This window comes from Streptomyces sp. NBC_00448 (assembly GCF_036014115.1).
Lineage (GTDB): Bacteria > Actinomycetota > Actinomycetes > Streptomycetales > Streptomycetaceae > Actinacidiphila.
In genome coordinates this window covers 3,125,147-3,150,486 of record NZ_CP107913.1, presented here as the reverse complement: position 1 = coordinate 3,150,486, position 25,340 = coordinate 3,125,147, and the positions used below count along the sequence as shown (strand labels likewise).

The following is a 25,340-nucleotide window of genomic DNA, read 5'->3' as shown; positions in this document are numbered from 1 at the left end:
TCGGCCACCATGCGCGTACTCGTACTCGGCGGCACCTCGTTCGTGGGCCGCGCCATCGTCGAGGCCGCCCTGGAGTCCGGGGCCGACGTGACCCTCTTCAGCAGGGGCCGGACCGGGGCGGAGCTGTTCCCGGGCGTGCCCCGGCTGCTCGGGGACCGGGACAGCGGGGACTACGCGGCGCTGGGACAGGGCGGTTGGGACGCCGTGGCCGACGTCAGCGGGTATCTGCCGCGGCATGTCGGTCAGGCGATGGACGTGCTCGGCGACCGGGTCGGGCGGTACCTGTTCGTCTCCAGCCACGCGGTGTACCGGCGCGAGGGCATCGCGCCCGGCTCCGACGAGGACACCCCGCGCCGCCCCGCGGTCCGCGACACCGAGGAGCTGAGCGAGGAGACGTACGGCCCGCTGAAGGTCGCCTGCGAGGACGACGTCACCGCGCGGTACGGCGCCCGGGCCACGATCGTGCGGCCCGGGAAGGTGGCCGGCCCCTACGACCGGTCCAGCGCGTTCACCTACTGGGTGCGGCGGGCCGCCCGCGGCGGCCGGGTCGCCGTGCCGGGCGACCCGCGCCAACCGGTGCAGGTGGTCGACTCCCGCGACCTCGCCCGGCTGGTGGTCCGGCTGATCACCGACGACCGCGCCGGCGCCTTCCACGCGGTCGGCCCCGCCGCGCCGACCACCCTCGGCGGCCTCATCCACACCTGCGCCCGCGTCGCCGGCGCCGAGGTCGAACTCGTCCCCGTGCCGCCCTCCACCGCACCCCTCCCCGCGATGTTCCCGCTGATCCGCCCCAACTGGCCGACCCAGCAACGCGACCCCGCCCGCGCCCGCGCCGCCGGCCTGCCCGCCACCCCGCTGGCCACCACCGCCGCGGACGTCCTCGCCTGGGACCGGCAACGCGGCGAGCCCCCGCTGAAGTACACCTTCACCCCGGCACAGGAGCGCGCGGTCCTGGCCGCCCACGCCGAGCCCGCCCACCCCCCGCCCCCGCCGAACGCGCCCACGGACGGCTGATCACCCGCGCCCGCACGTGTCCGTGTCCGCGGGCCGGGGGTCAGCGCTCGCTGTCGAGGTGCTGCATCTGGGTCTCGTCGTACCGGGTGCCGGAGGCGGCTCCGGGTGGGATCGCGGCCTCGATCGCGGCCAGTTCGGTGGCGTCGAGGGTGACGTCGAGGGCGCCCAGGGACTCGGCGAGGCGGTCGCGGCGGCGGGCGCCGATCAGGGGGACGATGTCGTCGCCGCGTGAGAGCACCCAGGCGATGGCGGCCTGCGCGACGGTGACGCCCTTGCCGTCGGCGACCTCGCGCAGGGCCTCGACCAGGGCGAGGTTGCGGTCGAGGCGGTCACCGGAGAAGCGCGGGTAGCGGTTGCGGAAGTCGGTCGGGTCGAAGCCGCGCTCCTTGGTCCAGTGGCCGCTGAGCAGGCCGCGGGAGAGCACCCCGTACGCCGTGATGCCGATGCCCAGTTCGCGGGCGGCGGGCAGGACGGCTTCCTCGATGCCGCGCGAGAAGAGGCTGTACTCGATCTGGAGGTCGCAGATCGGCGCGGTGGCCGCGGCCCGGCGCAGGGTGTCCGCGCCGACCTCGGACAGCCCGATGTGCCGCACCCGCCCGGCCTGGACCTCCTCGGCGATCGCGCCGACGGTCTCCTCGATCGGCACGTCCGGGTCGACCCGGGCGATCCGGTAGACGTCCACGTGGTCGGTGCCGAGCCGGTTGAGGGAGTACGCGAGGAAGTTCTTCACCGCGGCGGGCCGGCCGTCGTATCCGCTCCAGCCGCCGCCGGCGTCCCGCAGCGCGCCGAACTTGACGCTGATCGCGGCCTGTTCGCGGCTGCCGGGGCGGGCGCGCAGGGCGTCGCGGATCAGCAGCTCGTTGAGCCCCATGGCGTAGAAGTCGCCGGTGTCGAGCAGGGAGACGCCCGCGTCGAGGGCGGCGTGGATGGTGGCGGTGGACTCGGCGTCGTCGGTCGGGCCGTAGACCGCGGTCATGCCCATGCAGCCCAGGCCGATGGCCGAGACGGTGGGGCCGGTGGTGCCGAGGGGGCGGGTGCGCATCGGGATCTCCTCGTGAGGACGGGTGGGGCGGGGGCGGGGTGGGACGGCACAGGTCGTACGGGCGGCGGTGTGGCGCCGGGTGTCACGCGGGGTGCGGCCGGGGAGCGGCCGCTACGAGGGCGGGTCGGCGTCGCCGCATTCCCTCACCGTCGCACGCGGGAAGCGGATCTTCCGTGCGTTCGCCTCCTCGCCGGGCGCCCGGCGTGTCCCCCGTTTCGAGGTCCGCGCCGGCCCCGCCCCCGCGACCGGGGGAAGCCCCCCGCTCACACCACCCTGCGCGGCAGCCGCAGGCTCAGCGCGACCGTCGCCGCCACCGCCACGAGCTGCGCGAGCAGCGTCCACACCAGCGCGTCCCGCACGCCGATCGACGTCGACAGGCTCAGGAACAGGGTGCCGAGCGTCGCGACGCCCAGCGCCAGCGCCGACTGCTGGGTGGTGGCCATCGCACCGCTGCCGACCCCGGCCTGCGCCGCGGGCACCTCGCTCAGCACGATCCGGAACACCACCGGCAGCACCAGGCCCTGCCCGAACCCGGTCACCGCCATGCCCGGTGCCAGCGCCCACACCCCCAGGTGCGGCCAGCCCCAGAGGAAGGTGGCGGCCAGGATCAGCAGGCCCGCGGCCTGGATCAGCGACCCGGCGGTCACCGTGAGCCGTCCCCACCGCGCGACCATCCGCGGCCCGAGCAGCGAGGCGGCGAAGAACGCCGCGCACAGCGGGGCCAGCGCCGCGCCCGCCAGCAGCGCGCTGAACCTCAGCCCGTCCTGCATCGCCACCGCCACCACGAACATGAAGCCGCCGAAGCCCAGGCAGAACGGCACGATCAGCATCAGCCCGCTGCGCACGCTGTGGATACGGACCAGCGACGGCGGCAGCAGCGGGTTGCCGCCGGTGCGCTCGCCGCGCATCTCCACCGCCACGAACGCGGCCGCGGTGAACGGTGACAGCGCCAGCAGCGCCCACGCCCACACCGGCCAGCCCGCCGCGCGGCCTTCGGTGAGCGGCAGCAGCAGCGCGACCAGCGTCACCGCGAGCAGCCCGGTGCCGGCCCGGTCGATCCGCGCCGGATGCGGCGACCTGGTCTCCGGCACCGTGCGCAGCGCCAGGACGAACGCGACCGCGGCGACCGGCACGTTCACCAGGAAGATCGCCCGCCAGCCGCTGCCCGCGATGTCCGCGGAGACCAGCACACCGCCGAGCACCTGCCCGACCACGCTGGCTATGCCCGCGGTCGCGCCGTAGTAACTCAGCGCCTTGGCGCGGCTGCTGCCGGAGGTCGCGGACTGGACGGTGGCCAGCGCCTGCGGCAGCAGCAGCGCCGACGCGGCGCCCTGCGCGACCCGCGCGCCGACCAGGCTCCACGCGTTGGGCGCGAGACCGCAGGCCAGCGAGGTCAGCGCGAACAGCGCCAAGCCCCACAAGAAGAGGTTGCGGCGGCCGAACATGTCGCCGAGCCGGCCGCCGAGCACGAGCAGCACGGCGTACGCGACGCCGTAGCCGGCGATCACCATCTCCAGCACCGCGGAGCCGGCGTTCAGGTCGCGGTCGATGGTGGGCAGGGCGACGTTGACGATGAAGAAGTCGACCATCGGGAGGGCGGCGCCCAGCAGGACGGTCAGCAGTCCGAGGGCGCTCAGGCCGGGGGAGGGGGCGGGGGTGGTGCCGGTGCCGGTGCCGGTGCCGGTGCTGTTGCCGGTGTGCCGGCCGGTGCCGAGGTGGGTGACCCGGGGTAGCACCTGGGCCCGGGATGTCAGGGTGTGTTCCATGCGATCGGTCACCCGGCCAACGATGGACCTCTGCTCAGGGGGGTACCAGAGAGCGTTTATCCAGGTATGAGCGCCACCTGGCAACGGTCTGCGGAGTGCGGCACGCTGGGAGCATGACACCGACCGCGCCAGGCGCCGCCCGTACGGTTTCCGACCGTAAAGCCGTGGACCGCGTCGAGGCGGTGGACGCCGGGGTGGCCGCCGAGAGCCGCCGGCACGAACTCGCGTCGTTCCTGCGCAGCCGCCGGGAGCGGATCTCGCCGGAGCAGGTCGGCCTGCCGCCGGGCCGCCGCCGGCGCACGCCCGGGCTGCGCCGCGAGGAGGTCGCGCAGCTCGCCGCGGTCGGGGTGACCTGGTACACGTGGCTGGAGCAGGCCCGGGACATCCAGGTGTCCGGGCAGGTCGCCGACGCGATCGCCCGCGCGCTGATGCTGGACCGGATGGAGCGGAGCCACCTGTTCACGCTCGCCGGGGCCGCCGACCCGCATCCGGACCTGGACTGCCCGGGCATGTCCGCCACCGTGCGCGCCATGCTCGTCCAGCTCGAACCGCTGCCCGCCGCGGTCTTCAACAGCCGCTACGACATCATCGCCCACAACCGCACCTACGGGCGGCTGGTCGGCGACCTCGACCGGATGCCGCCCGAGGACCGCAACCTCATGTGGCTGGCCTTCACCGACCCGGTGTGGCGCGAAGGGATGCTGGACCGCGCGGAGAACATCCGGCTGATGGCCGCGAAGTTCCGCGCGTCCATGGCCCAGCACCTCGCAGAACCGGCCTGGAAGGCCCTGCTCAAACGGCTCCAGCAGGGGTCGCCGGAGTTCTGCGCGCTGTGGGAGCGGCACGAGGTGCTGGTCCAGCCCGACAGCCACGTCAAGCGCTACCTCAACCGCGATGTCGGCCTGCTCGCCTTCGACTTCACCCACCTGTGGCTCGGCCCGCAGCAGGGGCCGCGGCTGACCACGTACGTCCCGACCGACGCGACCACCCGCGAACGGCTGGACCGGCTGCACGCGTTGGTCCTCGCGGAGGAGGAGCGCAGCCGCCGGCCGCTGGCGGTGTGAACGAGCACCGGCTCCCTGGAGCCTGGGCGTACGACCGCCCCGCCGCCCTGGTGCGGGCGACGGGGCGGGCACGGCGTACTACGGCTCAGTGGCGGCCTGCGGCTCAGCGGTGGTCGTTGCGGTGATCGCCGGTGTGGCGGTCTCCGGTGCGGTGGTCGCCGGTGCGGTGGTCACCTGCGCGGTGGTCGCCGTTGCGGTTGTCACCCGCGCGGTGGTCTCCGGCCCGCCCGCCGCGGTGCTCGTCGCGCTTGCCCCACGACTTGCTGGCGACCAGGTGCCCGCGGCTGTCGCGCAGGGTCGCGGTCTCGGTGGCGTGGGCCCACACCAGGGTGCGGCTGTTCTGGTACACGTCGCGTGTGGTGTTCCGGCCCGCGCCGGTGTGCACCCGTACGGACTTGTGGCCGGCCAGGGTGAGGTGGCTGAACCGGTAGACGTGGTGGTCGCTCGCGGACAGCGTCCATCCGTTCAGGTTGACCGCGTTGCGGCCGGTGTTGTCGACCGTGACCCACTCCGTGTCCAGCGCCCTGGCCGAGTGGGTGTCGCGCCCTGCGCTGTCGTGGTGGACCGCTCCCAGGACCACCGCGGAGCGCTGCGGGTGGTGGGCCGGCAGGTGCTGCCGGCCGTCGGCGGCGACGGCCGGCAGCGCCGCGGCGGCCAGCAGCGCGCCGGCACCGATCGCGGCGGCGGTCATACGGGTGGCGATACGGGACATGTGTCCCCCTTCGTGCGGGTTCGGTACGGGACCGGGACGAGTGGTGCGGATACCCGGCGACCCGCCGGGCAACCTCACTGTGACCGCTTCGCCACCCGTTGCGACGCATGATCGCCTCGCGTTACGGAATCCGGACATCTCGGTAACTCTTGCCTGTACCGGTCACCGTTCGGCCCGCTCGGGCGCGTCGCGCCCACCCCGCCCCCACCGACCCCAACCCCCGCGCCGACCAGCCCTCCCCGCCACCCCCGAGCCACCCCGAACACCCACACGCCTCCGCCCCCGCTCGAAGATAACGACGCTCGGGTGCACGGGGCCCTCGGGCGGCGCCGGGCAGACCTGGGACGGGGCCCGGGACGTGGCCGGGGTGGTCCGGGGACACGAAAAGGCCCCGGTCGCCGCGACGGGGGAACGCGGCGACCGGGGTCGGATGAGGCGGCTCAGTGCACGGGAACGGCGAGGAGCCGGCTGCGCAGGGGCTCGGCGGTGAGGGTGTCGGTGAACTGCCAGGAGTAGTCGAGGACCTCTTCGGCCTGGAGACCGCCCACCTCGGCCGTCGTGCGGAAGAGGAAGCGGAAGTCGAAGTGCTGGTGGTCCGGCTCGTCCTTGGCGGGGTTGGCGGGGATGGGGTGCGCGTCGATGTGCAGGGGGATCGGGCTGTCGGGGGTGACCAGTCCGGGGTCGATGCCGGTCTCCTCGGCCAGCTCCCGCAGGGCAGCGTCCATGAGGGTCTCGTCCGTCTCCTCCAGGTGACCACCGGGGAAGAGCCACTTCCCCAGGGCCTTGTGCTCCACGAGCAGTACGCGGCCGTCAGGGCGCAGCAGCAGGGCCCCTGCGGTGACGTGTCCCCGGAACTCCTTGCGCGAGGCAATGGTCTCGGCGGAGTCCCCGAGGGCGGTGACGAGGGCCGTGAGGGAGTCCTTGTCCTGGGGGTGCTGGTCCAGGTAGGTGGTGAGGGTGTCGCGGACGTGCTGGGCGGTGATGGGCATGGGTCTCCTCAGCGGTTGAAGTAGGTCAGCCAGGTGTCGGCGATGACGGCGCGGTCGGCGGCGCTCACCTCGTGCATGCCGCCGGGGAGGTCGCCTCGGGTGAGCATGCGGATGGCCGCGAGTATCTCGGCCTGGACGAGGAAGATGAACGGCCCCACGCTGGCGCCGTGCAGGAAGTTGACGGCGTTGCCGCCGTTGAGCAGGTAGAAGTAGTGCCCGGTGGTCTGGTACCTGGTGACGTGTTCACCGTCCCGGGTGCGCTGGTAGACGGCGGGCAGCCCGGCGAGGTCGAGTTCGTCCTCGCTGCTGGTGACGGTGGCGACGTAGGCCCCGTTGCGGAGCGCGGAGAAGTCCTCGCTGCGCAGCGAGACAGCCCCGGTGGCGCACAGGACCAGGCCCGCGTTGTGCAGGGCGGTGTCCCGGTCGCGGGCGACGGTGAAGCCCTGGGAGAGGGCCTGGGTGCGGCGGATCGGGTCGATGTCGTACACCGTGACCTGCACACCCTTGGCGTGCAGCAGTCGGGCGATGGAGGAGCCGAGCTTGCCGAATCCGATGACCAGGGCGGCCCGGCCGTGCAGGATGTCGCCCCGGCTGCGCATGAGCGCCTCGGTGGAGAAGACCACGGACTGGCCGACGAGGAAGTCCTCGGGGTCCTTCAGGGGCGAGCGGGCCACGGACACGATCGGGCAGGGCTTGTCGAGGTCGGCGTACCGCTTGTGACCGTTCTCGGTGTCCTCGACCACGCCGAGGATGGTCCCGGAGAAGCGGTCTCGCAGGGCGTTGAGCGTGGGCGCGAAGTACCCGCCGACGTCGAGCAGGACCATGGGCTCTCCCGCTGCCCGGGACTCCAGGTACCCCAGGGCCTGGTCCGGGTCCGTGAACAGGTCCCGGGTGAGCGGGTCGCACTGCGCGATGGACTCGATCTCGCGCTGGGCGGGAGGCGCGATCGACTTCGGCTTGGGGAGCACCGCACGCAGGTGGGACGTGGCGGCGACGGCCCGGACGAAGCTCGGACGCTCGGGCAGGAGATGGGTGACGAGCAGGGACGAGGGCCGCTCCTCGGGGCGGAAACGGGATGTGATCTTGCCGAAGTAGGCGTCCAACCGGGCGCGTTCGAACGACTCCATGACCTCACCTCTCGGACGGAATGTGGTGGCGCCTGCGTTCCGGCGCGACCAGGGGACAGTTGAGCGCCTCGGCGATCTTCCCGAGGTTCGCCCGGGTGGCGCTGCGCCAGCCGGACTCGATCTCGCCTATCAACTGCTCGGAGATGCCGACGCACGCGGCCAGCGCCCGCTTCGTCAGCCCGGCCATCTCCCGTGCCCAGGTGACCGCCCGGTTTCTGATGGAGCAGGCGGGGCCGCGTGCGGCGACGGGAGGCGGAAACTCGCCGTTCACTGCGCAGCCGCCTTGGGCCATCGCCACCAGTGGTGGGAGGTCCAGTCGCGGCGGGCGGCTACGAGGGCCGGTCGGACCTCGTTCTCCAGATGGTCGGCCTGGGCCCGGAGCATCGCGGCTACCCCCGCCACGCCATCCGGGTCCAGGTCGGTGATCCAGCTCTCCTCGCAGAGGTGGACGTTCACCACGGGCATTTGCGGCTGGGGCGGTTCCACGTTGGGGGTGCAGTCCAGGGTGGAGGAGAGGATCTCCTGTTCCACCGGCCCGGAGGCGCGACCGGTGGCGGTGTAGACCGATGCGGTCTGCCCGGTGAAGGACCTGCTGTGGTGGATGTCGGTGAGGACATCGGCCAACTGGCTCGGGGGTACGTCGTCCTCACTCGGGTCGACTCCGGCCCACGGCGGCAGGTAGCCGCGCAGGGTATGTCCATCCGTGGTCGTCAACGTCCAGCGCCGTGAGCCACTGTCGGTGCGTAACTCGCTCGGGGCGGAAGGGGCCGGGGAACGATCGGTCATGCGCGACTCCTCGATCTTGGTGTCGGTCGTCTGTTGAAGCTGCCGCTGGTCAAGGTCTTGGGGGATGCGACAGCCGGAGAGGGAAAGCAGCGGCGAGTCGGGGCGGGTCGACCAGCTCCCAGCTATGCCCGCCGGGGTGGCCTTGGAACTCTGAGCAGGCGTCCTCGGCCCTACGGCCTGGGCAGTCGGGGATCTCGATCACCGCGTGCGGGGCTTCACCGTCGCGCCACAGTGCCCACAGTGTTCCCGCCTCGGGGCCGCGCAGATTCAGCGCGGCGCCGTAGTGCACGGGGCCCTTGTGCTCGATCGTGCACACCAGCGCCGTGAACACGTCCTCGCGGGCGTATGTGTGCGCGTCGTCGGCCCGTGCCAGGTCGAGTGCCGTGCGGACCAGTACCTTCGGGACCAGGGTGCGCCGCCCGCAGATGAATCTCCGGGCGCCCATCACGGGCTCCCGGCAATGGCGAGCCCGATCTCCAGCCCGCACAGTGCGGCCAGACCGATGATGACGACGATCCCCGACCAGCCCATGAGCAGGACCAGGCCCCACTTGCGGATCACTGGGCCACCTCGCAGGTGAGTACTCCCCACACCCGTTTGCCTAGCGGCAGGCGGTCGGTGCCCCAGCGCTCGGTCAGGCTGTCCACGAGGGCAAGGCCGCGCCCGCGCTCGTCGTCGGAGTCGGGCTGCCGGAGCTGAGGGAGGGTGTGCGACCTGTCCACTACGCCGATCCGTACGATCGCGGAGCTGGGACGATCAACGGTGACCCGGATCAGGGGACCTCGGGTGTGCTGCGCCGCGTTGGCAACCAGTTCGGTGACGATGAGGGTCCCGTCGGGCACGAGGTCGTCCAGTCCCCACGCCGACAGGACGGTGCGCACGAGCTGACGGGCGATCTCCGCGCTCTCGACGACGCACGGCAGCGTTTCGGAGTAGCCAGGGTGTCCTCGGGGACGCGCAATGGTGGTCACGGTCATCATGGCCTCGGTGAGTAGCGGGTAGGAACTTCCCCATCACGGGTAGTGAGTTGACCAAACAGCGCGTCATGCTGTTCGTACCAGCGATGACCCGAGTCCCGCATACGGCTATGCACTTGCCGCATGCGCACGGCGGGTCGACGAGAGCAGCGATGTACCAACGACTCGTGGGGTAACAGCGGTGAACCGGTCAGCTCAGGCGGTTCGAGAAGCCTCGAACAGTGGCAACTTCGGCCGTGTAGTGAAACTGGCCCGAGTCGAAGCCCGCCTGTCCCAGAAGCAGTTAGGCGAAGCATGCGGCCTGAGCCAGTCGGCCATCTCCCGGCTGGAAGGCCACGGCACCGCGACCTACAACATGACCCTCTTGGCGAGGGCGGCCATCCATCTGAGTATCCCGTTGAGGTTGGTCGGTCTCGCCGATCAATCGGCGGCGCTGGCCGCCCATGTGGATGGATCAGAAGTGGAAAGGCGCACCTTCTTCAAAGATGTGGCGGCTGTAGCCGCCGTTCCGCTCCTCTCCCCGACCTTCGCGACCCGCTCCGCGCAGGACGGCGACGTCGGCCAGGCGGCCCCTCTGCGGCTGGCCACGACGGCCTTTCGGCGGCTGGACGGCTCAACGTCCTCCCGTCAGCTTCAGGAGCCCGTGCTTGCCCATCTGCGGCTCGCGCAGGCGATTACCAGCGAGACCGACGAGCGGGAGGCGAAGATGCGCCTGGCTGCTGTCGGGAGTGAAGCCGCCAGCTTGGCTGGCTGGCTTGCCTGGGACATGGGCGACTACGGCTCAGCACGTACCTGGTACGGCACGGCCGTCAAGGCGGCCCGCAGTTCCGGAGACCAGCTCCTTGCGGCCTACCAGATCGGCTCCCTCGCCCAGTTTGAGGCGCACGCCGGGAACGCCGTGCAGGGTCTCAACCTCCTCCAGCAGGCGAGGCGCCAGCTCGCCGACCGCCGCCTGGCCATCGCCGATGCGTGGCTGCTGTCGGCGGAAGCTCTCGCGCACGCGGCGGCGGGAGACCAGCGTTCCTCCGATCGGGCCCTGACGAAGGCTGCCCGCACCGCTGAGTCGGTCTCCTCCGAGGAACCGGCGCCATGGCCCTGGATGTTCACCTTCAACGGCGCGAAGGTCGCAGCGATGCGGCTGTCCTGCGGGGCGCGACTCGGTTTGCCCGAGTGGGTCAGGTCAGCCCAGGACGAGGCCGGTGAAGCCCTCACGTCAGGTCACGAGAAGCAACGTGCGCTGCTGACACTCGATCTCGCGTCGGCGCACCTGGCGTCGGGACGACTGGATGGCGCGTTCTTTATGGCGACGAGGGCACTCGAAACAGGGGTGCGCTACCGTTCCGGCCGGATCGTGGAGCGGGCCCGAGCCGTGAGACGCTCCTACACCTCCCCGACTCCGCCCAAGGTGGTCAGGGACTTCGACGAGCGGCTACACGGGGTCTATCTGTGATCATCCGGCGGAAGGACGCGACCATGCGCCTGGGAATCACCGGTCACCGCGGCTTGCCAGAAGACGTGGAGCAGCTCGTTCGAGCCGCACTCGTCGCTGTGGTCGAGCAGTACCCGCCGACCGACCTGGTGGGCGTTTCGTGCATTGCTGACGGCCCGGACGCCTGGTTCGCCCAGGCGGTCCTGGACCACGGTGGCCAGATCGAGGCGGTGATTCCGGCCGAGGCGTACCGAGAAAGCCTGCCTGACTCCCACCACGCCACGTACGACGAACTGCTGCGTCGCGCGTCGGAGGTGCACTCCACCGGGCTGAAGGAGTCGAACTCCGAGGCTCACCAAGCCGGTAGCGAGATTTTGGTGGGCATCGTGGATCTCCTGGTGGCTGTCTGGGATGGACAGCCGGCTCGCGGCTACGGAGGCACTGCTGACGTCGTCGCGTACGCGGAGAGGACTGGGGTGCCGCACTCGGTCATCTGGCCGGAAGGCGCAGCCCGGGACTGAACCGCAAACGACGAAAAGCGCCCCACCAGCCCAAGCTGATGGGGCGCCGTGCTGTGCTGTCTGAGGACCGCGAGCACTACCGAGACGCCGAAGGTGGCCGCCGTGGCGGCGATGCCCTTCGACTCGATGACGATCTTGTCGCGGACCCTCTTCCCCGGCTCTGCCGGAGTACCCGGGGTGTTCACGACCCGACCATCTGGTCTACGGCGGCCTGGAGGGTCTCCACCTGGGCCTGGAGAGGGGGCCCTCGCTGCTGTTACCCCGTTGCGCCCCGTGACGTAGTCACCGGGCATGCCCGGGGGCGGCGCCTCCGCACGAAGCGCCGCCCCCGGGGGTGAGGGGCCGGGTCCGGGGGTGCCGGGCGGTGAGGGTTGGGGCCCCAGGGCAAGGGCCGCCGCCGGCGGGCCGGACCCGGCCCCGGTTCAGTTGGTCAACGGGCCGCCGCCCGGCCCGCTTCGAGACGGGCCACCGGGATGCGGAAGGGCGAGCAGGAGACGTAGTCGAGGCCGACCCGGTGGAAGAAGTGCACCGACTCCGGGTCGCCGCCGTGCTCGCCGCAGACGCCGAGCTTGAGGCCCGGGCGGACCGCGCGGCCCGCCTCGGCGGCGGAGCGGACCAGCGCGCCCACCCCGTCGACGTCGATCGTCTCGAACGGGGAGACGCCGAAGATGCCCTTCTCCAGGTAGGCGGTGAAGAACGACGCCTCCACGTCGTCACGGGAGAAGCCCCACACCGTCTGGGTGAGGTCGTTGGTGCCGAACGAGAAGAACTCGGCGGCCTCCGCGATCTGACCGGCGGTCAGCGCGGCCCGCGGCAGCTCGATCATGGTGCCGATGGAGAGCTTGAGGTCCGTGCCGGTGGCCGCCTCCACCTCGGCGATCACCGCGTCGGCCTCGTCGCGGACGAGTTCGAGCTCCTGCACGGTGCCGACCAGCGGGACCATGATCTCCGGGCGCGGATCGCCCTTGACCGAGCGGCGGTGCGCGGCGGCCTCGGCGATCGCGCGCACCTGCATCGCGAACAGCCCCGGGATGACCAGGCCGAGCCGCACTCCGCGCAGCCCCAGCATCGGGTTCTGCTCGTGCAGCTTGTGCACGGCCTGCAGCAGCCGCAGGTCGTTCTCGTTCTCGTCCTTGCGGGCCTCGGCGAGCGCGACCCGCACCGACAACTCCGTGATGTCGGGCAGGAACTCGTGCAGCGGCGGGTCCAACAGCCGTACGGTGACCGGCAGTCCGTCCATCGCCTCGAAGAGCTCCACGAAGTCGGCCTTCTGCAGCGGCAGCAGCGCGCCCAGCGCCTCCTCCCGCTCGGCGTCGGTGTCGGCCAGCACCAGCCGTTCCACCAACTCCCGCCGCTCGCCCAGGAACATGTGCTCGGTGCGGCACAGCCCGATGCCCTGCGCGCCGAACCGCCGGGCCCGCGAGGCGTCTTCGGCGTTGTCGGCGTTCGCCCGCACCCGCAGCCGCCGCACCCGGTCGGCGTACGCCATCACCCGGTGCACCGCCTGCACGAGTTCGTCGGCCTCCTCGGCGCCGGCGTGCATCCGGCCCTCGAAGTACTCGACCACCGGCGACGGCACCACCGGCACCTCCCCGACGTACACCTTCCCCGAGGACCCGTCGATCGAGATGAGGTCGCCCTCCTCTATCACCACGCCACCGGGCGCGGTCAGCCGCCGCCGCTTGGTGTCGACCTCCAGCTCCTCCGCGCCGCACACGCAGGTCTTGCCCATCCCGCGCGCCACCACCGCCGCGTGCGAGGTCTTGCCGCCGCGCGAGGTGAGGATGCCCTCGGCGGCGATCATGCCGTTGAGGTCGTCCGGGTTGGTCTCGCGCCGGATCAGGATGACCCGCTCCCCGGACCGCGACCACTTCACCGCGGTGTACGAGTCGAAGACCGCCTTGCCCACGGCCGCGCCCGGCGAGGCGGCGATGCCCCAGCCGATCCGCTGGAACTTGGCGCCGACGGTCGCGGAGTCCTCGAACCGGGGGAACATCAACTGGGCGAGCTGCGCCCCGTTGACCCGCTGCAGTGCCTCGGCCTCGTCGATCAGCCCCTGGTCCACCAGTTGCGTGGCGATCCGGAAGGCGGCGGCCGCGGTCCGCTTGCCGACCCGGGTCTGCAGCATCCACAGGTGCCCGCGCTCGATGGTGAACTCGATGTCGCACAGGTCCTTGTAGTGCGTCTCCAGCGTCTCCATGATCTTCATCAGCTCGTCGTACGACGCCCTGTCGATCGACTCCAGGTCGGCGAGCGGCACGGTGTTGCGGATGCCGGCCACCACGTCCTCGCCCTGCGCGTTCTGCAGGTAGTCGCCGTAGACGCCCTGCTGTCCGCTGGCCGGGTCGCGGGTGAAGGCCACGCCGGTGCCGGAGTCGGGGCCGAGGTTGCCGAAGACCATCGAGCAGACGTTGACGGCCGTGCCGAGGTCGCCGGGGATGCGCTCCTGGCGGCGGTAGAGCTTGGCCCGCTCGGTGTTCCAGGAGTCGAAGACCGCCCGGATCGCCAGGTCCATCTGCTCGCGCGGCCCCTGCGGGAAGTCCCGCCCGGCCTGCCTGGCGACGATCGCCTTGAACTCGTCGACGAGTTGCCGCAGGTCGGCGGCGTCGAGCCCGAGGTCGCTGTCGGCGCCCTTGGCCCGCTTGGCCTCCTCCAGCGCTTCCTCGAAGAGGTCGCCGTCCACCCCGAGCACGGTCTTGCCGAACATCTGCACCAGACGCCGGTAGGAGTCCCAGGCGAACCGCTCGTCGCCGCCGGCCTGCGCGGCCAGGCCGGCCACCGACGCGTCCGACAGCCCGATGTTCAGGACGGTGTCCATCATCCCGGGCATGGAGAACTTCGCCCCGGAACGCACCGACACCAGCAGCGGGTTGTCCTGCTGGCCGAGCGTGCGGCCCATCCGCTGCTCCAGCGCGTCGAGGTGCGCACTCACCTCGTCGCGGAGCGCGGCCGGTTCCGCGCCGGACTCCAGGTAGACCTTGCACGCCTCGGTGGTGATGGTGAAGCCCGGAGGGACGGGCAGACCGAGGTTGGTCATCTCGGCGAGGTTCGCACCCTTCCCGCCGAGCAGGTCCTTGAGGTCCTTGTTGCCCTCTGTGAAGTCGTAGACGTACTTGCGCTTCTTCTCGCGTGTCGACACGGGTCCGTTGACTCCTCGCGTCCTGGATGCCCTGACGGCGGGGAGCGTACCCATCTCGAAGGTGCCTACGTATGTCCATCACCACGACACACGGGTGTAACCGCTCGTCTGCCGTCTAATCCAAAGTGCGCGGCCGTCCGTCGGGGCCGGGCCCTCCGTTCACGAGTCGAACGGAAGACCTCGCAGCGCGAGGTGCGGCGGGCGGTTCGCGTACGCAGGGTGACGGGTGTGGTGGGTGGGTGTACGCAACCGGGGTGGCACTGAGTGCCGAGCATTCGAGAAGTAGGGCGCTCTGATGTGCGCTCATTTGAGCGCAATGGGTATCAGGCGTGGCGGGAATCACGCGTTCCGGGTGTCCGGGGTCTCATCTGTTGGACGTACGCGGAATACGCAGGGGAGGAGGCGGGCGCGTGCCGCGCGAGGTGCGGGTGCCTGCCGCCGCGCGATGTGCGGGCGGCGGCAGGCACCGGGAGGGGCCGGGAGTTCGCCGGGGCGCGCCGCTCAGCGGGTGAAGGAGAGCAACTGGGCGGCGGACGGGGTCCGGTCGCCGCCCTTCGCGGTGCTGTTGTCCCAGCCGCGCTGCGGCGAGGTGGTCACGGCGCCCGCGGTCATGCTGAGCGCCAGCCCGCTGTACCGGTTGACCAGGCGGAAGCCGCCCGACGTCGTCTTCTGGACGCTCCACTGCATCCCGACGGCGGGGGCCGAGCCGGGCGTGCCGACGGTGACCGGGGCGCCCCAGGCGCGTCCGGCGTCGCCGGTCCCCACCCCGAGGACCTGGCCGGTCGCGGCGTTGGCGACGGTGTAGAAGCCGTCGCCGGTTGCGGTGAAGGTCCAGTGCTGGTCGGCGGCGCGGGAGGAGGAGGTGGTCGTCAGCGACGTGCCGCTCTGCTTGAGGAACCTGCCGTTGCCCGCGGTGATCTGCGTGGCGCCGGTGACGGGCGCCGCCGGCAGCCGCGAGGCGGAGGTCGGCGCCAGGGTGACGTCGACGTACTCGCCCTGGCTGTCGCCCGAGCACTCGAAGGCGCAGTACGAGCGGAAGGTCCTGCCGACCACCGTGGAGCTGGTCTTGTTGGCGGGGTCCAGGAACCAGCGGTACCACGCGCCGTTGGTGTCGCTGGTGACCAGGCCGAGGTCGACCCACTTCTCGCTGGCCAGGCTGTCGGTGGCGTAGACGTGCAGCGGGGTGTCGACGCCGGTGTTCTGGGCGACGTTGTTCTGCGGGGTGGCGATGTACTTGCCGAGGTAGGCGTCCCAGGCGACGTTCATGACGGCCAGTTGGGAGTTGTCCGGCAGGGTGCCGGCGCCGACCTGGGCGGCGGTGCTGCCGGCGGTGGCGGGGTGGTAGTCGTCCCCGGCGTCGATGTATCCGGGGCCGCCGCCGTCCGCGGGGACGATGTCGCTCTCGGCGCCCCCGACGCCGGGTGACTGCCAGGCGCCGTCGTACCACTTCTGCCAGGACGAGCCGGCCATCTTCTGCGAGATGGGGGCGCGTGCGGCGTGCTCCTCCCAGATGGACCCGCCGCCGGACTTGTTGAGGGTGCGGGAGGCGTAGAAGACGTAGAAGTAGCCGGACGCGTAGTCGACGAACATGCGCTGGTCGCCGTCGCCGTAGTAGTAGGTCTGTTGCGGGAAGGCGGCGGTGTCGCCCCGCTGGGTGCTGTACGGCGAGGTGATGGCGTGGCCCTGGATCGCCCAGGTGGCGCCGTGGTCCTTGGAGACGGCGTAGTCGATCCCGTCGTAGTGCATGCCGTCGTCGAAGGGGCTGGGCGTGAACTCGTTGTGGACCAGGCCGTACCACCAGCCGGTGTCGGGGTCGACCCATACGCCGCTCAGGTCGCAGTAGTTGCGCTCCGCGTATCCGGCGAGGTCGGCCGTGTCGTAGCTGGCCGACGTGCCGGTCGGGCTGTTGTTGCAGCGCCAGGTGGTGTCGTCGTTGCGGTCGGCGCTGTTGGCGGGGTTGACCGCGGTGTCGATCGACGCGTCGGACGAGTTGTCGAAGTCGGCGCCGGTGTAGAACTTCCACTGCCGTGAGTCGGTCGGCCCGTACAGGGAGTGGGCCTGGGTGTAGTAGAAGCTGCCGTCCTGGTCGGTGAAGACGGACGCGGGGGTGTCGTCGGAGCGGTCGTACGGGACGGGGGCGGCCCCGGACAGGGTGTACCCCGAGGCCGGTGCGGAGGGCGCGGACCACTGCTCGGTGCTCTGGGCGGGGTCGCAGGGCTCCAGGCCGACGCGCGCGTGGTCCTCGATCGAACCTCCTTGCACGGCAAGGCACTTGGCTGACCTGGCGCTGTAGAGCGTGCCGTCGGGCAGGTGCCGGAAGCCCTGCTGCGGGGCACCGGCGACGCAGTCGTAGAGCTGGACGAGGGCGCCGTCGGCATTCGAGGCCCCGGTGACGTCCAGGCACTTCGTGGTGCTGCCGACGGTCACGGTGAGGGCGCCGTCGGCCTGCCAGGTCCAGTTCTGCGCCGACGAGCCGTTGCAGGTGAACACCTGGACGACCGAGCCGTTGCCGGTGCCGAAGTCCGCGTCGTCCAGGCACTTTCCGCCGATGGTGATCGGCCCCGCGGTGGCCGCCGCCGCGGACGTCGGACTCACCAGCCCGGTCACCGCCAGTCCGGCCACGAGGACCCCCGACAGGGCTCCGGTCAGTGCTGTCCTCCGGCGCCCCGCCGTGGCGGAGCGAGATCTGCTGGGTGGCATGGTGCCTCCGTAGGGCGAGGGGACTGCGGGGTGGGCCGCCGCGGGCGGCAGGTGTCGTGAACGCCACGCGCGAGGGCGTCCATAACTTAAGACGCTTAATTTAAGTGGCCTTAGAAGGTTGGGATGCCGCTCCGGTCCTGTCAAGAGGGCTGCGGAGGGACGCCGTTGGCGATCCCGGGGCCGCCGCACCTCTTGACAGGGGTGTGCCGCCGAGCCAGCCTTAAGGCGTCTTAAGTAAAGACATCTAAGAAATTGGAGCCCCGGTGAGTGATGCGAGGACGGCCAAGGGACAGCGCCCGCCCAGGGGGCTGTTCGCTCTGCCGCCCGTTCCGCGCAGACGGGCCGAGCGCACGAAGGCGCAGACCCAGGACAGCCGAGCCCACAATCGCTCGCTGGTCCTGACGACCCTGTACCGCCAGGGCGCGATGAGCCGGGCGGACCTGACCCGCGAGTCCGGACTGACGGCGCCGACGATCTCGGCGCTGGTCGCGGAGTTGGAGTCGGACGGCCTGGTGGCGTACGCGGAGCGGCCGGTGGAGAGCGGCCCGCGGCGCGGCAAGCCGTCCCCGCTGGTGGAGATCCAGGACGGCAGCAGGAGCGCCGTCGTGCTGGACCTCTCGCCGGACGGCCACTTCTCCGGAGCGGTCACGGATCTGCGCGGGAGGGTGGTGGCCCGGGCCAGGACCGACATCGGGGACGCCGTCGGCGCGGCGGCCTGGGACCTGGTCGCCGAACTGGCGGCCCGGTTGGTGGACGCGGCCCCGAGCCGGGTGCTCGGCCTGGGCGTGGCCACGCCCGGCACCGTGGACGACCGGGGAGTCATCCGCCATGCGGCGCACCTGGGTTGGCAGGGCCTGCCGATGGCCGCACGGCTCACCGAGCGGTTCGGTGTCCCGGCGTACGTCGGCAACGACGCGAACGCCGCCGCGCTGGCGGTGCTCCATCTGCGAGAGGCGCGCTCGCTGAACCTGATGGTGATCCTGACCGAACACGGGGTCGGCGCGGGGCTGGTGGTGGACGGCCAGCTCGTGGAGGGGGAGCAGTTCGCCGCGGGCGAGATCGGGCACGTCACGGTCGATCCGGCCGGGGCTTTGTGCATCTGCGGCCGCCGCGGGTGCCTCGACCCCCTGATCGACGCCGGCTGCCTGCGGGAGCGGCTGGCCGAGGCCGGCGCCGGGCAGCGGGCGGAGATCCTGACCGGCGCCGGCGAGGCGCTCGGCATGGTGCTCGCCCCGATCGCCTGCGCGCTCAACCTCAACGAACTGGTCCTCGTCGGCGCGGCGGAACTGCTCCAGGGCCCGCTGCTGGAGGCCGCCGCCGACACCGTCAGGATGCGCACCCTGCCGCCGATCGGCGCCTCGCTGCGGATCAGGGCCCTGACCGAGGACCACGACCTGATCCTCCAGGGTGCGGCGTGCCTCGTGCTCGCCGGAGAACTGAACGTCCTCTGACCGCCCGGTCGCGCGCGCGAGACCGGGCCTTCGTACCGGCGTCCGCGGACGCGAGCTGTTCGTCCCGCGCCCCGCCGCACAGCCATGAGTTCTGCCGGAAAACCGGTGACCGTCACCGGACATGCCCCGAAGGAAGCACCATGACGTACAGACAAGGCACGCTCGCGGCCGCCCTCGTGCTCGCGCTGGCCGGCGGCCTGGCCGCCTGCGGCAGCGCCGGGAACGGCGGCTCCAGCACCGACCAGCGCCAGGTCTCGGCCACCGGCGGCAAGGCCGGCAAGCTCACCGTGTGGGTGATGGACGGCGACTACAGCGACGCCACGCTCAAGGCGATCGACAGCCGGTTCACCCAGCAGACCGGGGCGAAGGTCAGCATCCAGGTGCAGAGCTGGGACGACATCACCACCAAGGTCACCACGGCGCTGTCGACCGCCAACCCCCCCGACGTGCTGGACATCGGCAACACCCAGGTCGCCGCGTTCGCCGCGAACGGCGGCCTGAAGGACCTCACCTCCTACCGCGAGGACCTGGCGCAGCAGCGGACCTGGCTGGCCGGCCTGGTCGACCCGGCCACCGTGGACGGGCATCTCTACGGTGTCCCGGGCTTCGCCGGGGCGCGCGCGGTCATCTACAACAAGACCATGTGGGCGCAGGCCGGGGTGACCAAGGCGCCCACGACCTACGCCGAACTGACCGCGGACCTGGACAAGGTGCGCACCGCCCACCCGGCCAAGGACTTCTCGCCCTTCTACTACCCCGGCCAGAACTGGTACGCGGGCATCCAGTACGTCTGGGACGCGGGCGGCGCCATCGCCACGAAGAAGGGCTCCGACTGGCAACCGGGGCTGACCTCAGCCGCGGCCCAGCGGGGACTGCGGGCGTTCAAGGCGTTCCAGAACACCTACTCCAGCCCCGCGTCACGCACCGTCGACGCGCTGACGCCCGATCAGACGCAGGTCCTCGCCGACGGCAAGACCTCGGCCATCATCGCCACCAGCGGGTTCATCGCCGCCATCGAGAAGGCCAACCCGAAGCTGACCGACTCCGACCTGGGCACCTTCCCGTTCCCCGGCACGTCGGGCCAGAACCAGCCGGTGTTCCTCGGCGGCTCGGACTGGGGCATCGCCGCGCACAGCAAGAACACCGAACTCGCCCTCGCCTGGACGAAGATCGCGGCGAGCCCGAGCGTGCAGTCCACCTGGATCGCCGGCAAGGAGGGCTTCATCCCCAACAGCTCCCAGGGGATCACGGCGGCCAAGGCGCACCTCACCGCGCTCAACAAGGGCTTCTTCGAGGCCGCGCTGCGCTCCGACGCCACTCCGGCCAGCGCCGACTGGGCACAGATCGAGGGCGACAAGGACATCAACAGCCTCTTCAGCTCGATCGCCTCCGGCTCCAAGTCGCCGTCCACGGCGGCCACGGCCTTCGACGGCGCCGCGTCCAAGGTGCTCAACTCCGGGCAGTGACCGGCCCCGCGTGATCCAGGGCCGCGCCGCCGACCGCCGGCGCGGAGGGGTGATCCGCTGACCCGCGGCCGTCACCGGCCCCCGTCGTACCGGCGATTCCGGTCGACCCCCCAGACCAGCGTGGGCACGCGACCAGGTGTTCGGCGGCCGCGCTGTCCGCCAGAACCCAGAGAAGACCCATGACCAGTTCCCTGATGACGCGTGTCCGCCACGCCCCTCCGACCGGTTCTCCGCCCGGCCCCGCACCGCGGCGCCGTCGCCACCACCTGGCCCCGTGGCTGCTGCTCACCCCCGCCGGGCTCGTCCTGATCGCCGTCAGCGTGCTGCCGATCGCGTTCCTCGTGTGGGCCTCGTTCACCGACTACAACCAGCGCACCCTGTTCACCGGCGCCTACCGGATTGTCGGCGTCAGCCAGTACGGCACCTTGTTCGGCAGCGCCGAGTTCTGGCGCTCGCTGGGCCGTACCGCCGTCTTCACCGCGGCCATGGTGCTCGGCAGCGTCGTCATCGGCACCGGCGTGGCCCATCTGCTGACCAAGCTCGGCAGCGGCATGCGCACCCTCACCACGGTGGTGCTGATCTTCGCCTGGGCGATGCCCACCGTCGCCTCCTCGCTGGTGTGGAAGTGGCTGTTCCAGCCCGGGTACGGCGTGGTCAACTGGCTGCTCACCCAGACCCACCTCTTCGGCGACATGACCAGCACCGACTGGTCCAACAACGCCTGGCTGGCCTACCTGTCCATCGGGGCGCTCGTCGTCTGGCAGGCGGTGCCCTTCATCGCGCTCACCCTCTACGCGGCCCTCACCCAGCTTCCGGCCGAACTCGACGAGGCCGCACGGCTGGACGGCGCCGGCGAGTGGCGGGTGTGGTGGTCGATCACCCTGCCGATGCTGCGGCCCACCCTGCTCCTGGTCACGCTGATGTCGGTGATCTGGGACTTCAACGTCTTCAACCAGATCTGGCTGATCTCCTCCGGCGGACCCGACGACGCCACGACCACGTTGGGGATCTACTCCTACAAGACCGCCTTCGTGAACTTCCACATCGGCCAGGGCGCGGCGCTGTCCGTGGTCACCACCGTCGTCCTGCTCGGACTCACGGCCCTCTACATCCGCAACCTGCTGCGTTCCGGGGAGGATCTGTGACCCGCCGCCCGAGCACTTCCGCTTCGGCTTCTGCTTCCGCCTCTGCCTCGGCTTCCGCTTCCGTTTCCGCGCGCCGTCCTCGACGGCGCCGAGGGCGGCGAGGGCGCGTCGGCGCCAACCTCACCGCCGCGGTGTTCTGCGTCCTGTGGTTCTTCCCCGTCTACTGGATGATCAACACGGCGTTCAAACCGCGGTCCCAGGCCATGACCCCGACCCCGCGGTTCCTTCCCACCTCGCCCACGCTGGCGAACTTCGACGCCGCGATCAACCAGACCGCTTTCGCCCGGGACCTCAGGAACAGCCTCGTCGTGGTGGGCGGGACGGTGGCGCTCTCCGTCGTGCTGGGGATGTTCGCCGCCGCGGCCCTGACCCGGTTCCGGTTCCGCGGCCGGCGCACCATCATGGTCGCGATCCTGGTCGTCCAGATGCTGCCCGGCACCGCGCTGCTCATCCCGACCTTCATCGTCTTCAACAAGGCCGGGCTGCTGGGCACGTACACCGGTCTGATCCTGGCGTACCTGGCGCTGGTGCTGCCGTTCTCCATCTGGGTGATGCGCGGCTTCTTCGTCGCCATCCCGGTCGAGATCGAGGAAGCCGCGCGCATCGACGGCGCGAGCACCTGGCAGGTGCTCTCCCGCATCCTCTTCCCGCTGGTCGTCCCCGGCGTGATCGCCTCCGGAATCTTCGCCTTCATCGCCGCCTGGAACGACTACCTCATCGCGTTCACCTTCATGAAGGACCAGAGCCACTACACCCTGCCGGTCTGGCTCGCCTCGTTCTCCACCCCGCTGACCGGCACCGACTTCAGCGGTCAGATGGCCGGGTCGGTCGTCTTCTCGCTCCCCGTCGTCCTCTTCTTCATGATCATCCAGCGCAAACTTGTCTCCGGTGTCTCCGCCGGAGCCGTGAAAGGCTGACCTCCCGATGCTGCTGCCCCGCCCGGCCTCCGTGCACCGCCGTTCCGGAGCCTTCCCGCTGGACGAAGCCACCGGCCTCACCGCACCGCCCGAGTTGCTGCCGACCGCGCACTGGCTGCTCGACGCGCTGCGGCGCCCGACCCGCCTCCCGCTTCCGCTGAACACCGACGCGCCCCGGCGGATCGCCCTCGAACTGGACGACGCCCTGGGCCCGGAGGAATACCGGCTCACCGTCGAGCCCGAGGGCATCCGGGTGGCAGGCGGCAGCCGCGCGGGCGTCTTCTACGGCGGCCAGACCCTGCTGCAACTCCTGCCGCCCGACGTGTACCGCGCCGCCGCCACCGGTCACGCGCCCCGGTGGAGTGTCCCCGCGGTCACCGTCGAGGACCGGCCGCGGTTCGCCTGGCGCGGTCTCCTGCTCGACGTCGCCCGGCACTTCATGCCCAAGCACGCGCTGCTGCGCCTGATCGACCTGCTCGCCCTGCACCGGCTGAACGTGCTGCATCTGCACCTCACCGACGACCAGGGCTGGCGGGTCGAGATCCGCCGCTACCCGCGGCTGACCGAGGTGGGCAGCTGGCGCGCGTCCTCCCCGCTGGGCGCCGCGGAGGACGCTCCGGACGACAACCGGCCGCACGGCGGCTACTACACCCAGGACGACATCCGCGAGATCGTCGCCTTCGCGGCGGACCGGCACATCAGCATCGTCCCGGAGATCGATGTGCCCGGGCACTCCCAGGCCGCGATCGCCGCGTACCCCGAACTGGGGGTGACCGACGCCCGGCTGGGGGTGCGCACCCGCTGGGGCGTCAACCCCCACCTGCTCAACGCCGAGGAGTCCACCGTCGCGTTCTACCGCCACGTGCTCGACGAGATCACCGAGCTGTTCCCGTCGCGCCACGTCGGCATCGGCGGCGACGAGTGCCCGAAGGAGCAGTGGCAGCAGGACGCGCGCACCCAGCAACTCATCGCGGAGCGCGGTCTGACCGACGAGAAGGGGCTCCAGTCGTGGTTCACCACCCAGCTCGCCGACCATCTGGAGACCCTCGGCCGCCGGGTGCTGGTCTGGGACGAAGCGCTGGAAGGCCCGCTGCCCGACAGCGCCATGATCGCCTCCTGGCGGGGCACCGCCGGAGCCGTGACGGGCGCGCGCCGGGGCTTCGACGTGCTGTCCTGCCCTGACCACCTGGTCTACCTCGACTACCGCCAGTCCGAACAGGAGGACGAACCGATCCCGTTCTCCATCCCGCTCACGCTGGAGGACGCCTACTCCTTCGACCCGGTCCCGGCCGCGCTCACCGCGGAGGAAGCGACCCGTGTCGTCGGCGGACAGGCCAACGTGTGGACCGAGCACATGGACTCGCCGCGGACCGTCGACTACTACGTCTTCCCCCGGCTGTGTGCCGTCGCGGAGGCGCTGTGGACCACCGGAGAGCGGGACTTCGGCGAGTTCCGGGTCCGGCTCCAGGCGCATCTCGCCCGGCTGGACGCGTTCGGGGTCGAGTACCGCAGGCCGGACGGGCCGCTGCCCTGGCAGACCCGCCCGGGGGTGCGAGGGAAGCCGTCCACCCGTGAGGAGTGGGACGCGCTGATCGACCGGCTCACGGCCGGGATCAGGACGGCGGCGCCGACACCGCCGCCGGCCCGCGCGTGAGAGTGGTGACCCGCACGCGACGGTGAAGGGCCGGCGTCGGCCCGGCGGCCCGCGTCAGCCTCCGGAGGTCGGTCAGCCTCCGGACGTGGGTCACCCTCCGGACGTGGCCGACTCCGCGTCCTCCGTCAGGGCGGCGCACTCGTAGGGGTCGTTCAGCCACCCGTCCGGCAGGACGACCCTCTTGCCGGGCGCGGTGCGTCCGCGCGGGCCGTCCGCGTGGGCCGGCCACGGCTGCGTCCGGTCCAGCGACCCGAGCAGGTCGGCCAGCTCCGCCAGGGACGAGGCCATCGCGAGGGCGCGCCGGACGTCGGAGCCGACCGAGAACCCCTTGGTGTACCAGGGCACGTGCTTGCGGAAGTCGACCACACCGCGGGTCTCGTCGCCGAGCCACTGCCCGAGGAGTTCGGCGTGCCGCAGCATCACCGCGGCCACCTTGCCGAAGTCGGGCGTGGCGGGAGCGCCGCCGCCGGAGCCGTCACCGTTGGAACCGGCCGAGCCGCCGGAGCCGGCTCCACCCGAGCCGAGCGCGGCCACGAGGTCGCCGAACAGCCAGGGGCGCCCCAGGCACCCGCGCCCGACCACCACGCCGTCGCACCCGGTCTCCCGCATCATCCGCACCGCGTCGTCCGCGCACCAGATGTCGCCGTTGCCGAGTACGGGGATCTCGGGGACGTGTTCCTTGAGCCGGGCGATGGCGTCCCAGTCGGCGGTGCCGCCGTAGTGCTGCGCGGCGGTACGGCCGTGCAGCGCGACCGCCGTGACGCCCTCCTCGACGGCGATCCGGCCGGCGTCGAGATAGGTGAGGTGGTCGTCGTCGATGCCCTTGCGCATCTTGATGGTCACCGGCAGGTCGCCCGCGCTGCCGACCGCCTCGCGCAGGATCGCCCGCAGCAGGTTCCGCTTGAAGGGCAGGGCCGAGCCGCCGCCCTTGCGGGTGACCTTCGGCACAGGGCAGCCGAAGTTGAGGTCGACGTGGTCGGCGAGGTCCTCGTCCACGATCATCCGCACCGCCTTGCCGACGGTCACCGGGTCCACGCCGTAGAGCTGGATGGAGCGCGGCGTCTCGGTGGCGTCGAAGTGGATGAGCTGCATGGTCTTGTCGTTGCGCTCGACCAGCGCCCGGGTGGTGATCATCTCGCTGACGAACAGCCCCTGGCCGCCGGAGAACTCCCGGCACAGCGTGCGGAAGGGCGCGTTGGTGATCCCCGCCATGGGCGCGAGCACGACCGGCGGCCACACGGTGTGCGGGCCGATCCGGAGCGCGCCGGGCACGGGCGGGGCCGAGGTGCCCGTCGCGGGCGGGGCCAGGGTGGCGTCAGCGGTCATACGGCCATTGTCCCGTACCGGCGGAGGTGGTCGGGGAAAACGGTTGTACGACAGTAATGAATTTGGTTGTACAGTAGTAATGATTCTGTTTGTACAAGGGATGAGAGGGTGGGGA

General features: G+C 71.4%; 21 protein-coding genes. 9 read left to right on the top strand and 12 right to left on the bottom strand.

Annotation, left to right across the window (positions count from 1 at the left end; genetic code table 11):
- Nucleotides 1–9: 9 nt before the first annotated feature.
- Nucleotides 10–1,014, top strand: coding sequence for an NAD-dependent epimerase/dehydratase family protein (locus OG370_RS13290; protein WP_328463843.1), 1,005 nt, complete (start codon nucleotides 10–12; stop codon nucleotides 1,012–1,014).
- Nucleotides 1,015–1,054: 40 nt separating this feature from the next.
- On the opposite strand, the gene OG370_RS13285 is transcribed toward OG370_RS13290, so the two are convergent.
- Nucleotides 1,055–2,056, bottom strand: coding sequence for an aldo/keto reductase (locus OG370_RS13285; protein ID WP_328463841.1), 1,002 nt, complete (start codon nucleotides 2,054–2,056; stop codon nucleotides 1,055–1,057).
- Nucleotides 2,057–2,319: 263 nt separating this feature from the next.
- The gene (locus OG370_RS13280; protein WP_443060664.1) at nucleotides 2,320–3,834 is read right to left on the bottom strand and encodes an MFS transporter; all 1,515 of its coding nucleotides are present in this window, start codon (nucleotides 3,832–3,834) and stop codon (nucleotides 2,320–2,322) included.
- Between the two features lie 101 nt (nucleotides 3,835–3,935).
- Between OG370_RS13280 and OG370_RS13275 the strand changes: the two genes are divergently transcribed.
- Nucleotides 3,936–4,886: a helix-turn-helix transcriptional regulator gene (locus OG370_RS13275; protein ID WP_443060663.1), complete on the top strand. Its 951-nt coding sequence runs from the start codon at nucleotides 3,936–3,938 to the stop codon at nucleotides 4,884–4,886.
- A gap of 103 nt (nucleotides 4,887–4,989) precedes the next feature.
- Here OG370_RS13275 and OG370_RS13270 read toward each other — a convergent pair whose 3' ends face one another.
- The 7 genes from OG370_RS13270 to OG370_RS13240 form a co-directional block, all read right to left on the bottom strand.
- Nucleotides 4,990–5,598, bottom strand: a complete 609-nt coding sequence (locus tag OG370_RS13270; RefSeq protein WP_328463837.1) for a lamin tail domain-containing protein — start codon at nucleotides 5,596–5,598, stop codon at nucleotides 4,990–4,992.
- 440 nt (nucleotides 5,599–6,038) lie between these two features.
- A complete protein-coding gene (locus OG370_RS13265; RefSeq protein WP_328463835.1) occupies nucleotides 6,039–6,587 on the bottom strand; it encodes an NUDIX hydrolase in 549 nt (182 codons plus the stop codon).
- 8 nt (nucleotides 6,588–6,595) lie between these two features.
- On the bottom strand, nucleotides 6,596–7,714 hold the full coding sequence (locus tag OG370_RS13260) for an adenosylhomocysteinase (protein ID WP_328463833.1): 1,119 nt from the start codon (nucleotides 7,712–7,714) through the stop codon (nucleotides 6,596–6,598).
- A gap of 4 nt (nucleotides 7,715–7,718) precedes the next feature.
- Nucleotides 7,719–7,985 (bottom strand): helix-turn-helix domain-containing protein, encoded by a 267-nt coding sequence (locus OG370_RS13255; protein WP_328463831.1) that lies wholly within the window; start codon nucleotides 7,983–7,985, stop codon nucleotides 7,719–7,721.
- Nucleotides 7,982–8,500 (bottom strand): DUF6907 domain-containing protein, encoded by a 519-nt coding sequence (locus OG370_RS13250; protein WP_328463829.1) that lies wholly within the window; start codon nucleotides 8,498–8,500, stop codon nucleotides 7,982–7,984. The genes OG370_RS13255 and OG370_RS13250 overlap by 4 nt, the downstream gene beginning before the upstream one ends.
- A 49-nt stretch (nucleotides 8,501–8,549) precedes the next feature.
- Nucleotides 8,550–8,945, bottom strand: coding sequence for a hypothetical protein (locus OG370_RS13245; protein WP_328463827.1), 396 nt, complete (start codon nucleotides 8,943–8,945; stop codon nucleotides 8,550–8,552).
- A 112-nt stretch (nucleotides 8,946–9,057) separates the two neighbouring features.
- Nucleotides 9,058–9,480: an ATP-binding protein gene (locus OG370_RS13240; protein ID WP_328463825.1), complete on the bottom strand. Its 423-nt coding sequence runs from the start codon at nucleotides 9,478–9,480 to the stop codon at nucleotides 9,058–9,060.
- 238 nt (nucleotides 9,481–9,718) lie between these two features.
- On the opposite strand from OG370_RS13240, the gene OG370_RS13235 reads away from it, so the two are divergent.
- Nucleotides 9,719–10,927 (top strand): helix-turn-helix domain-containing protein, encoded by a 1,209-nt coding sequence (locus OG370_RS13235; RefSeq protein WP_328463823.1) that lies wholly within the window; start codon nucleotides 9,719–9,721, stop codon nucleotides 10,925–10,927.
- A 23-nt stretch (nucleotides 10,928–10,950) separates the two neighbouring features.
- The gene (locus OG370_RS13230; protein ID WP_328463821.1) at nucleotides 10,951–11,427 is read left to right on the top strand and encodes a hypothetical protein; all 477 of its coding nucleotides are present in this window, start codon (nucleotides 10,951–10,953) and stop codon (nucleotides 11,425–11,427) included.
- 430 nt (nucleotides 11,428–11,857) lie between these two features.
- Here the strand turns inward: OG370_RS13230 and ppdK are convergent, their stop codons facing one another.
- Both ppdK and OG370_RS13220 read right to left on the bottom strand, forming a co-directional pair.
- On the bottom strand, nucleotides 11,858–14,620 hold the full coding sequence (ppdK, locus tag OG370_RS13225) for a pyruvate, phosphate dikinase (RefSeq protein ID WP_328463819.1): 2,763 nt from the start codon (nucleotides 14,618–14,620) through the stop codon (nucleotides 11,858–11,860).
- A 447-nt stretch (nucleotides 14,621–15,067) separates the two neighbouring features.
- Nucleotides 15,068–17,266, bottom strand: coding sequence for an RICIN domain-containing protein (locus tag OG370_RS13220; protein ID WP_328463817.1), 2,199 nt, complete (start codon nucleotides 17,264–17,266; stop codon nucleotides 15,068–15,070).
- 263 nt (nucleotides 17,267–17,529) lie between these two features.
- Between OG370_RS13220 and OG370_RS13215 the strand changes: the two genes are divergently transcribed.
- The 5 genes from OG370_RS13215 to OG370_RS13195 all read left to right on the top strand — a co-directional run bounded on the left by OG370_RS13215 (nucleotide 17,530) and on the right by OG370_RS13195 (nucleotide 23,899).
- Entirely contained in the window at nucleotides 17,530–18,717 is a 1,188-nt protein-coding gene (locus tag OG370_RS13215) for an ROK family transcriptional regulator (RefSeq protein WP_328463815.1), read from the top strand.
- 140 nt (nucleotides 18,718–18,857) lie between these two features.
- A complete protein-coding gene (locus OG370_RS13210; protein WP_328463812.1) occupies nucleotides 18,858–20,183 on the top strand; it encodes an extracellular solute-binding protein in 1,326 nt (441 codons plus the stop codon).
- A gap of 179 nt (nucleotides 20,184–20,362) precedes the next feature.
- Nucleotides 20,363–21,328 carry a carbohydrate ABC transporter permease gene (locus OG370_RS13205; protein ID WP_328463810.1) on the top strand — a complete coding sequence of 322 codons (966 nt, stop codon included), beginning with the start codon at nucleotides 20,363–20,365 and terminating at the stop codon, nucleotides 21,326–21,328.
- A gap of 131 nt (nucleotides 21,329–21,459) precedes the next feature.
- Complete coding sequence (locus OG370_RS13200) at nucleotides 21,460–22,245, top strand: carbohydrate ABC transporter permease (protein ID WP_328463808.1); 786 nt, start codon at nucleotides 21,460–21,462, stop codon at nucleotides 22,243–22,245.
- Between the two features lie 7 nt (nucleotides 22,246–22,252).
- The gene (locus OG370_RS13195) at nucleotides 22,253–23,899 is read left to right on the top strand and encodes a beta-N-acetylhexosaminidase (protein ID WP_328463806.1); all 1,647 of its coding nucleotides are present in this window, start codon (nucleotides 22,253–22,255) and stop codon (nucleotides 23,897–23,899) included.
- 90 nt (nucleotides 23,900–23,989) lie between these two features.
- On the opposite strand, the gene dusB is transcribed toward OG370_RS13195, so the two are convergent.
- Entirely contained in the window at nucleotides 23,990–25,225 is a 1,236-nt protein-coding gene (gene dusB, locus OG370_RS13190) for a tRNA dihydrouridine synthase DusB (RefSeq protein ID WP_443060662.1), read from the bottom strand.
- Nucleotides 25,226–25,340: the final 115 nt, after the last annotated feature.

Excerpts from the sequence above, each read along its gene's own strand:
- OG370_RS13290 (WP_328463843.1), top strand. The coding sequence starts at position 10 with ATGCGCGTACTCGTACTCGGCGGCACCTCGTTCGTGGGCCGCGCCATC.
- OG370_RS13240 (WP_328463825.1), bottom strand. The coding sequence starts at position 9,480 with ATGATGACCGTGACCACCATTGCGCGTCCCCGAGGACACCCTGGCTAC.
- OG370_RS13210 (WP_328463812.1), top strand. The coding sequence starts at position 18,858 with ATGACGTACAGACAAGGCACGCTCGCGGCCGCCCTCGTGCTCGCGCTG.
- OG370_RS13205 (WP_328463810.1), top strand. The coding sequence starts at position 20,363 with ATGACCAGTTCCCTGATGACGCGTGTCCGCCACGCCCCTCCGACCGGT.
- OG370_RS13250 (WP_328463829.1), bottom strand. The coding sequence starts at position 8,500 with ATGACCGATCGTTCCCCGGCCCCTTCCGCCCCGAGCGAGTTACGCACC.
- OG370_RS13245 (WP_328463827.1), bottom strand. The coding sequence starts at position 8,945 with ATGGGCGCCCGGAGATTCATCTGCGGGCGGCGCACCCTGGTCCCGAAG.
- OG370_RS13275 (WP_443060663.1), top strand. The coding sequence starts at position 3,936 with ATGACACCGACCGCGCCAGGCGCCGCCCGTACGGTTTCCGACCGTAAA.
- OG370_RS13230 (WP_328463821.1), top strand. The coding sequence starts at position 10,951 with ATGCGCCTGGGAATCACCGGTCACCGCGGCTTGCCAGAAGACGTGGAG.
- OG370_RS13195 (WP_328463806.1), top strand. The coding sequence starts at position 22,253 with ATGCTGCTGCCCCGCCCGGCCTCCGTGCACCGCCGTTCCGGAGCCTTC.
- OG370_RS13260 (WP_328463833.1), bottom strand. The coding sequence starts at position 7,714 with ATGGAGTCGTTCGAACGCGCCCGGTTGGACGCCTACTTCGGCAAGATC.
- OG370_RS13270 (WP_328463837.1), bottom strand. The coding sequence starts at position 5,598 with ATGTCCCGTATCGCCACCCGTATGACCGCCGCCGCGATCGGTGCCGGC.
- ppdK (WP_328463819.1), bottom strand. The coding sequence starts at position 14,620 with ATGGGTACGCTCCCCGCCGTCAGGGCATCCAGGACGCGAGGAGTCAAC.
- OG370_RS13285 (WP_328463841.1), bottom strand. The coding sequence starts at position 2,056 with ATGCGCACCCGCCCCCTCGGCACCACCGGCCCCACCGTCTCGGCCATC.
- OG370_RS13265 (WP_328463835.1), bottom strand. The coding sequence starts at position 6,587 with ATGCCCATCACCGCCCAGCACGTCCGCGACACCCTCACCACCTACCTG.
- OG370_RS13220 (WP_328463817.1), bottom strand. The coding sequence starts at position 17,266 with ATGCCACCCAGCAGATCTCGCTCCGCCACGGCGGGGCGCCGGAGGACA.
- dusB (WP_443060662.1), bottom strand. The coding sequence starts at position 25,225 with ATGACCGCTGACGCCACCCTGGCCCCGCCCGCGACGGGCACCTCGGCC.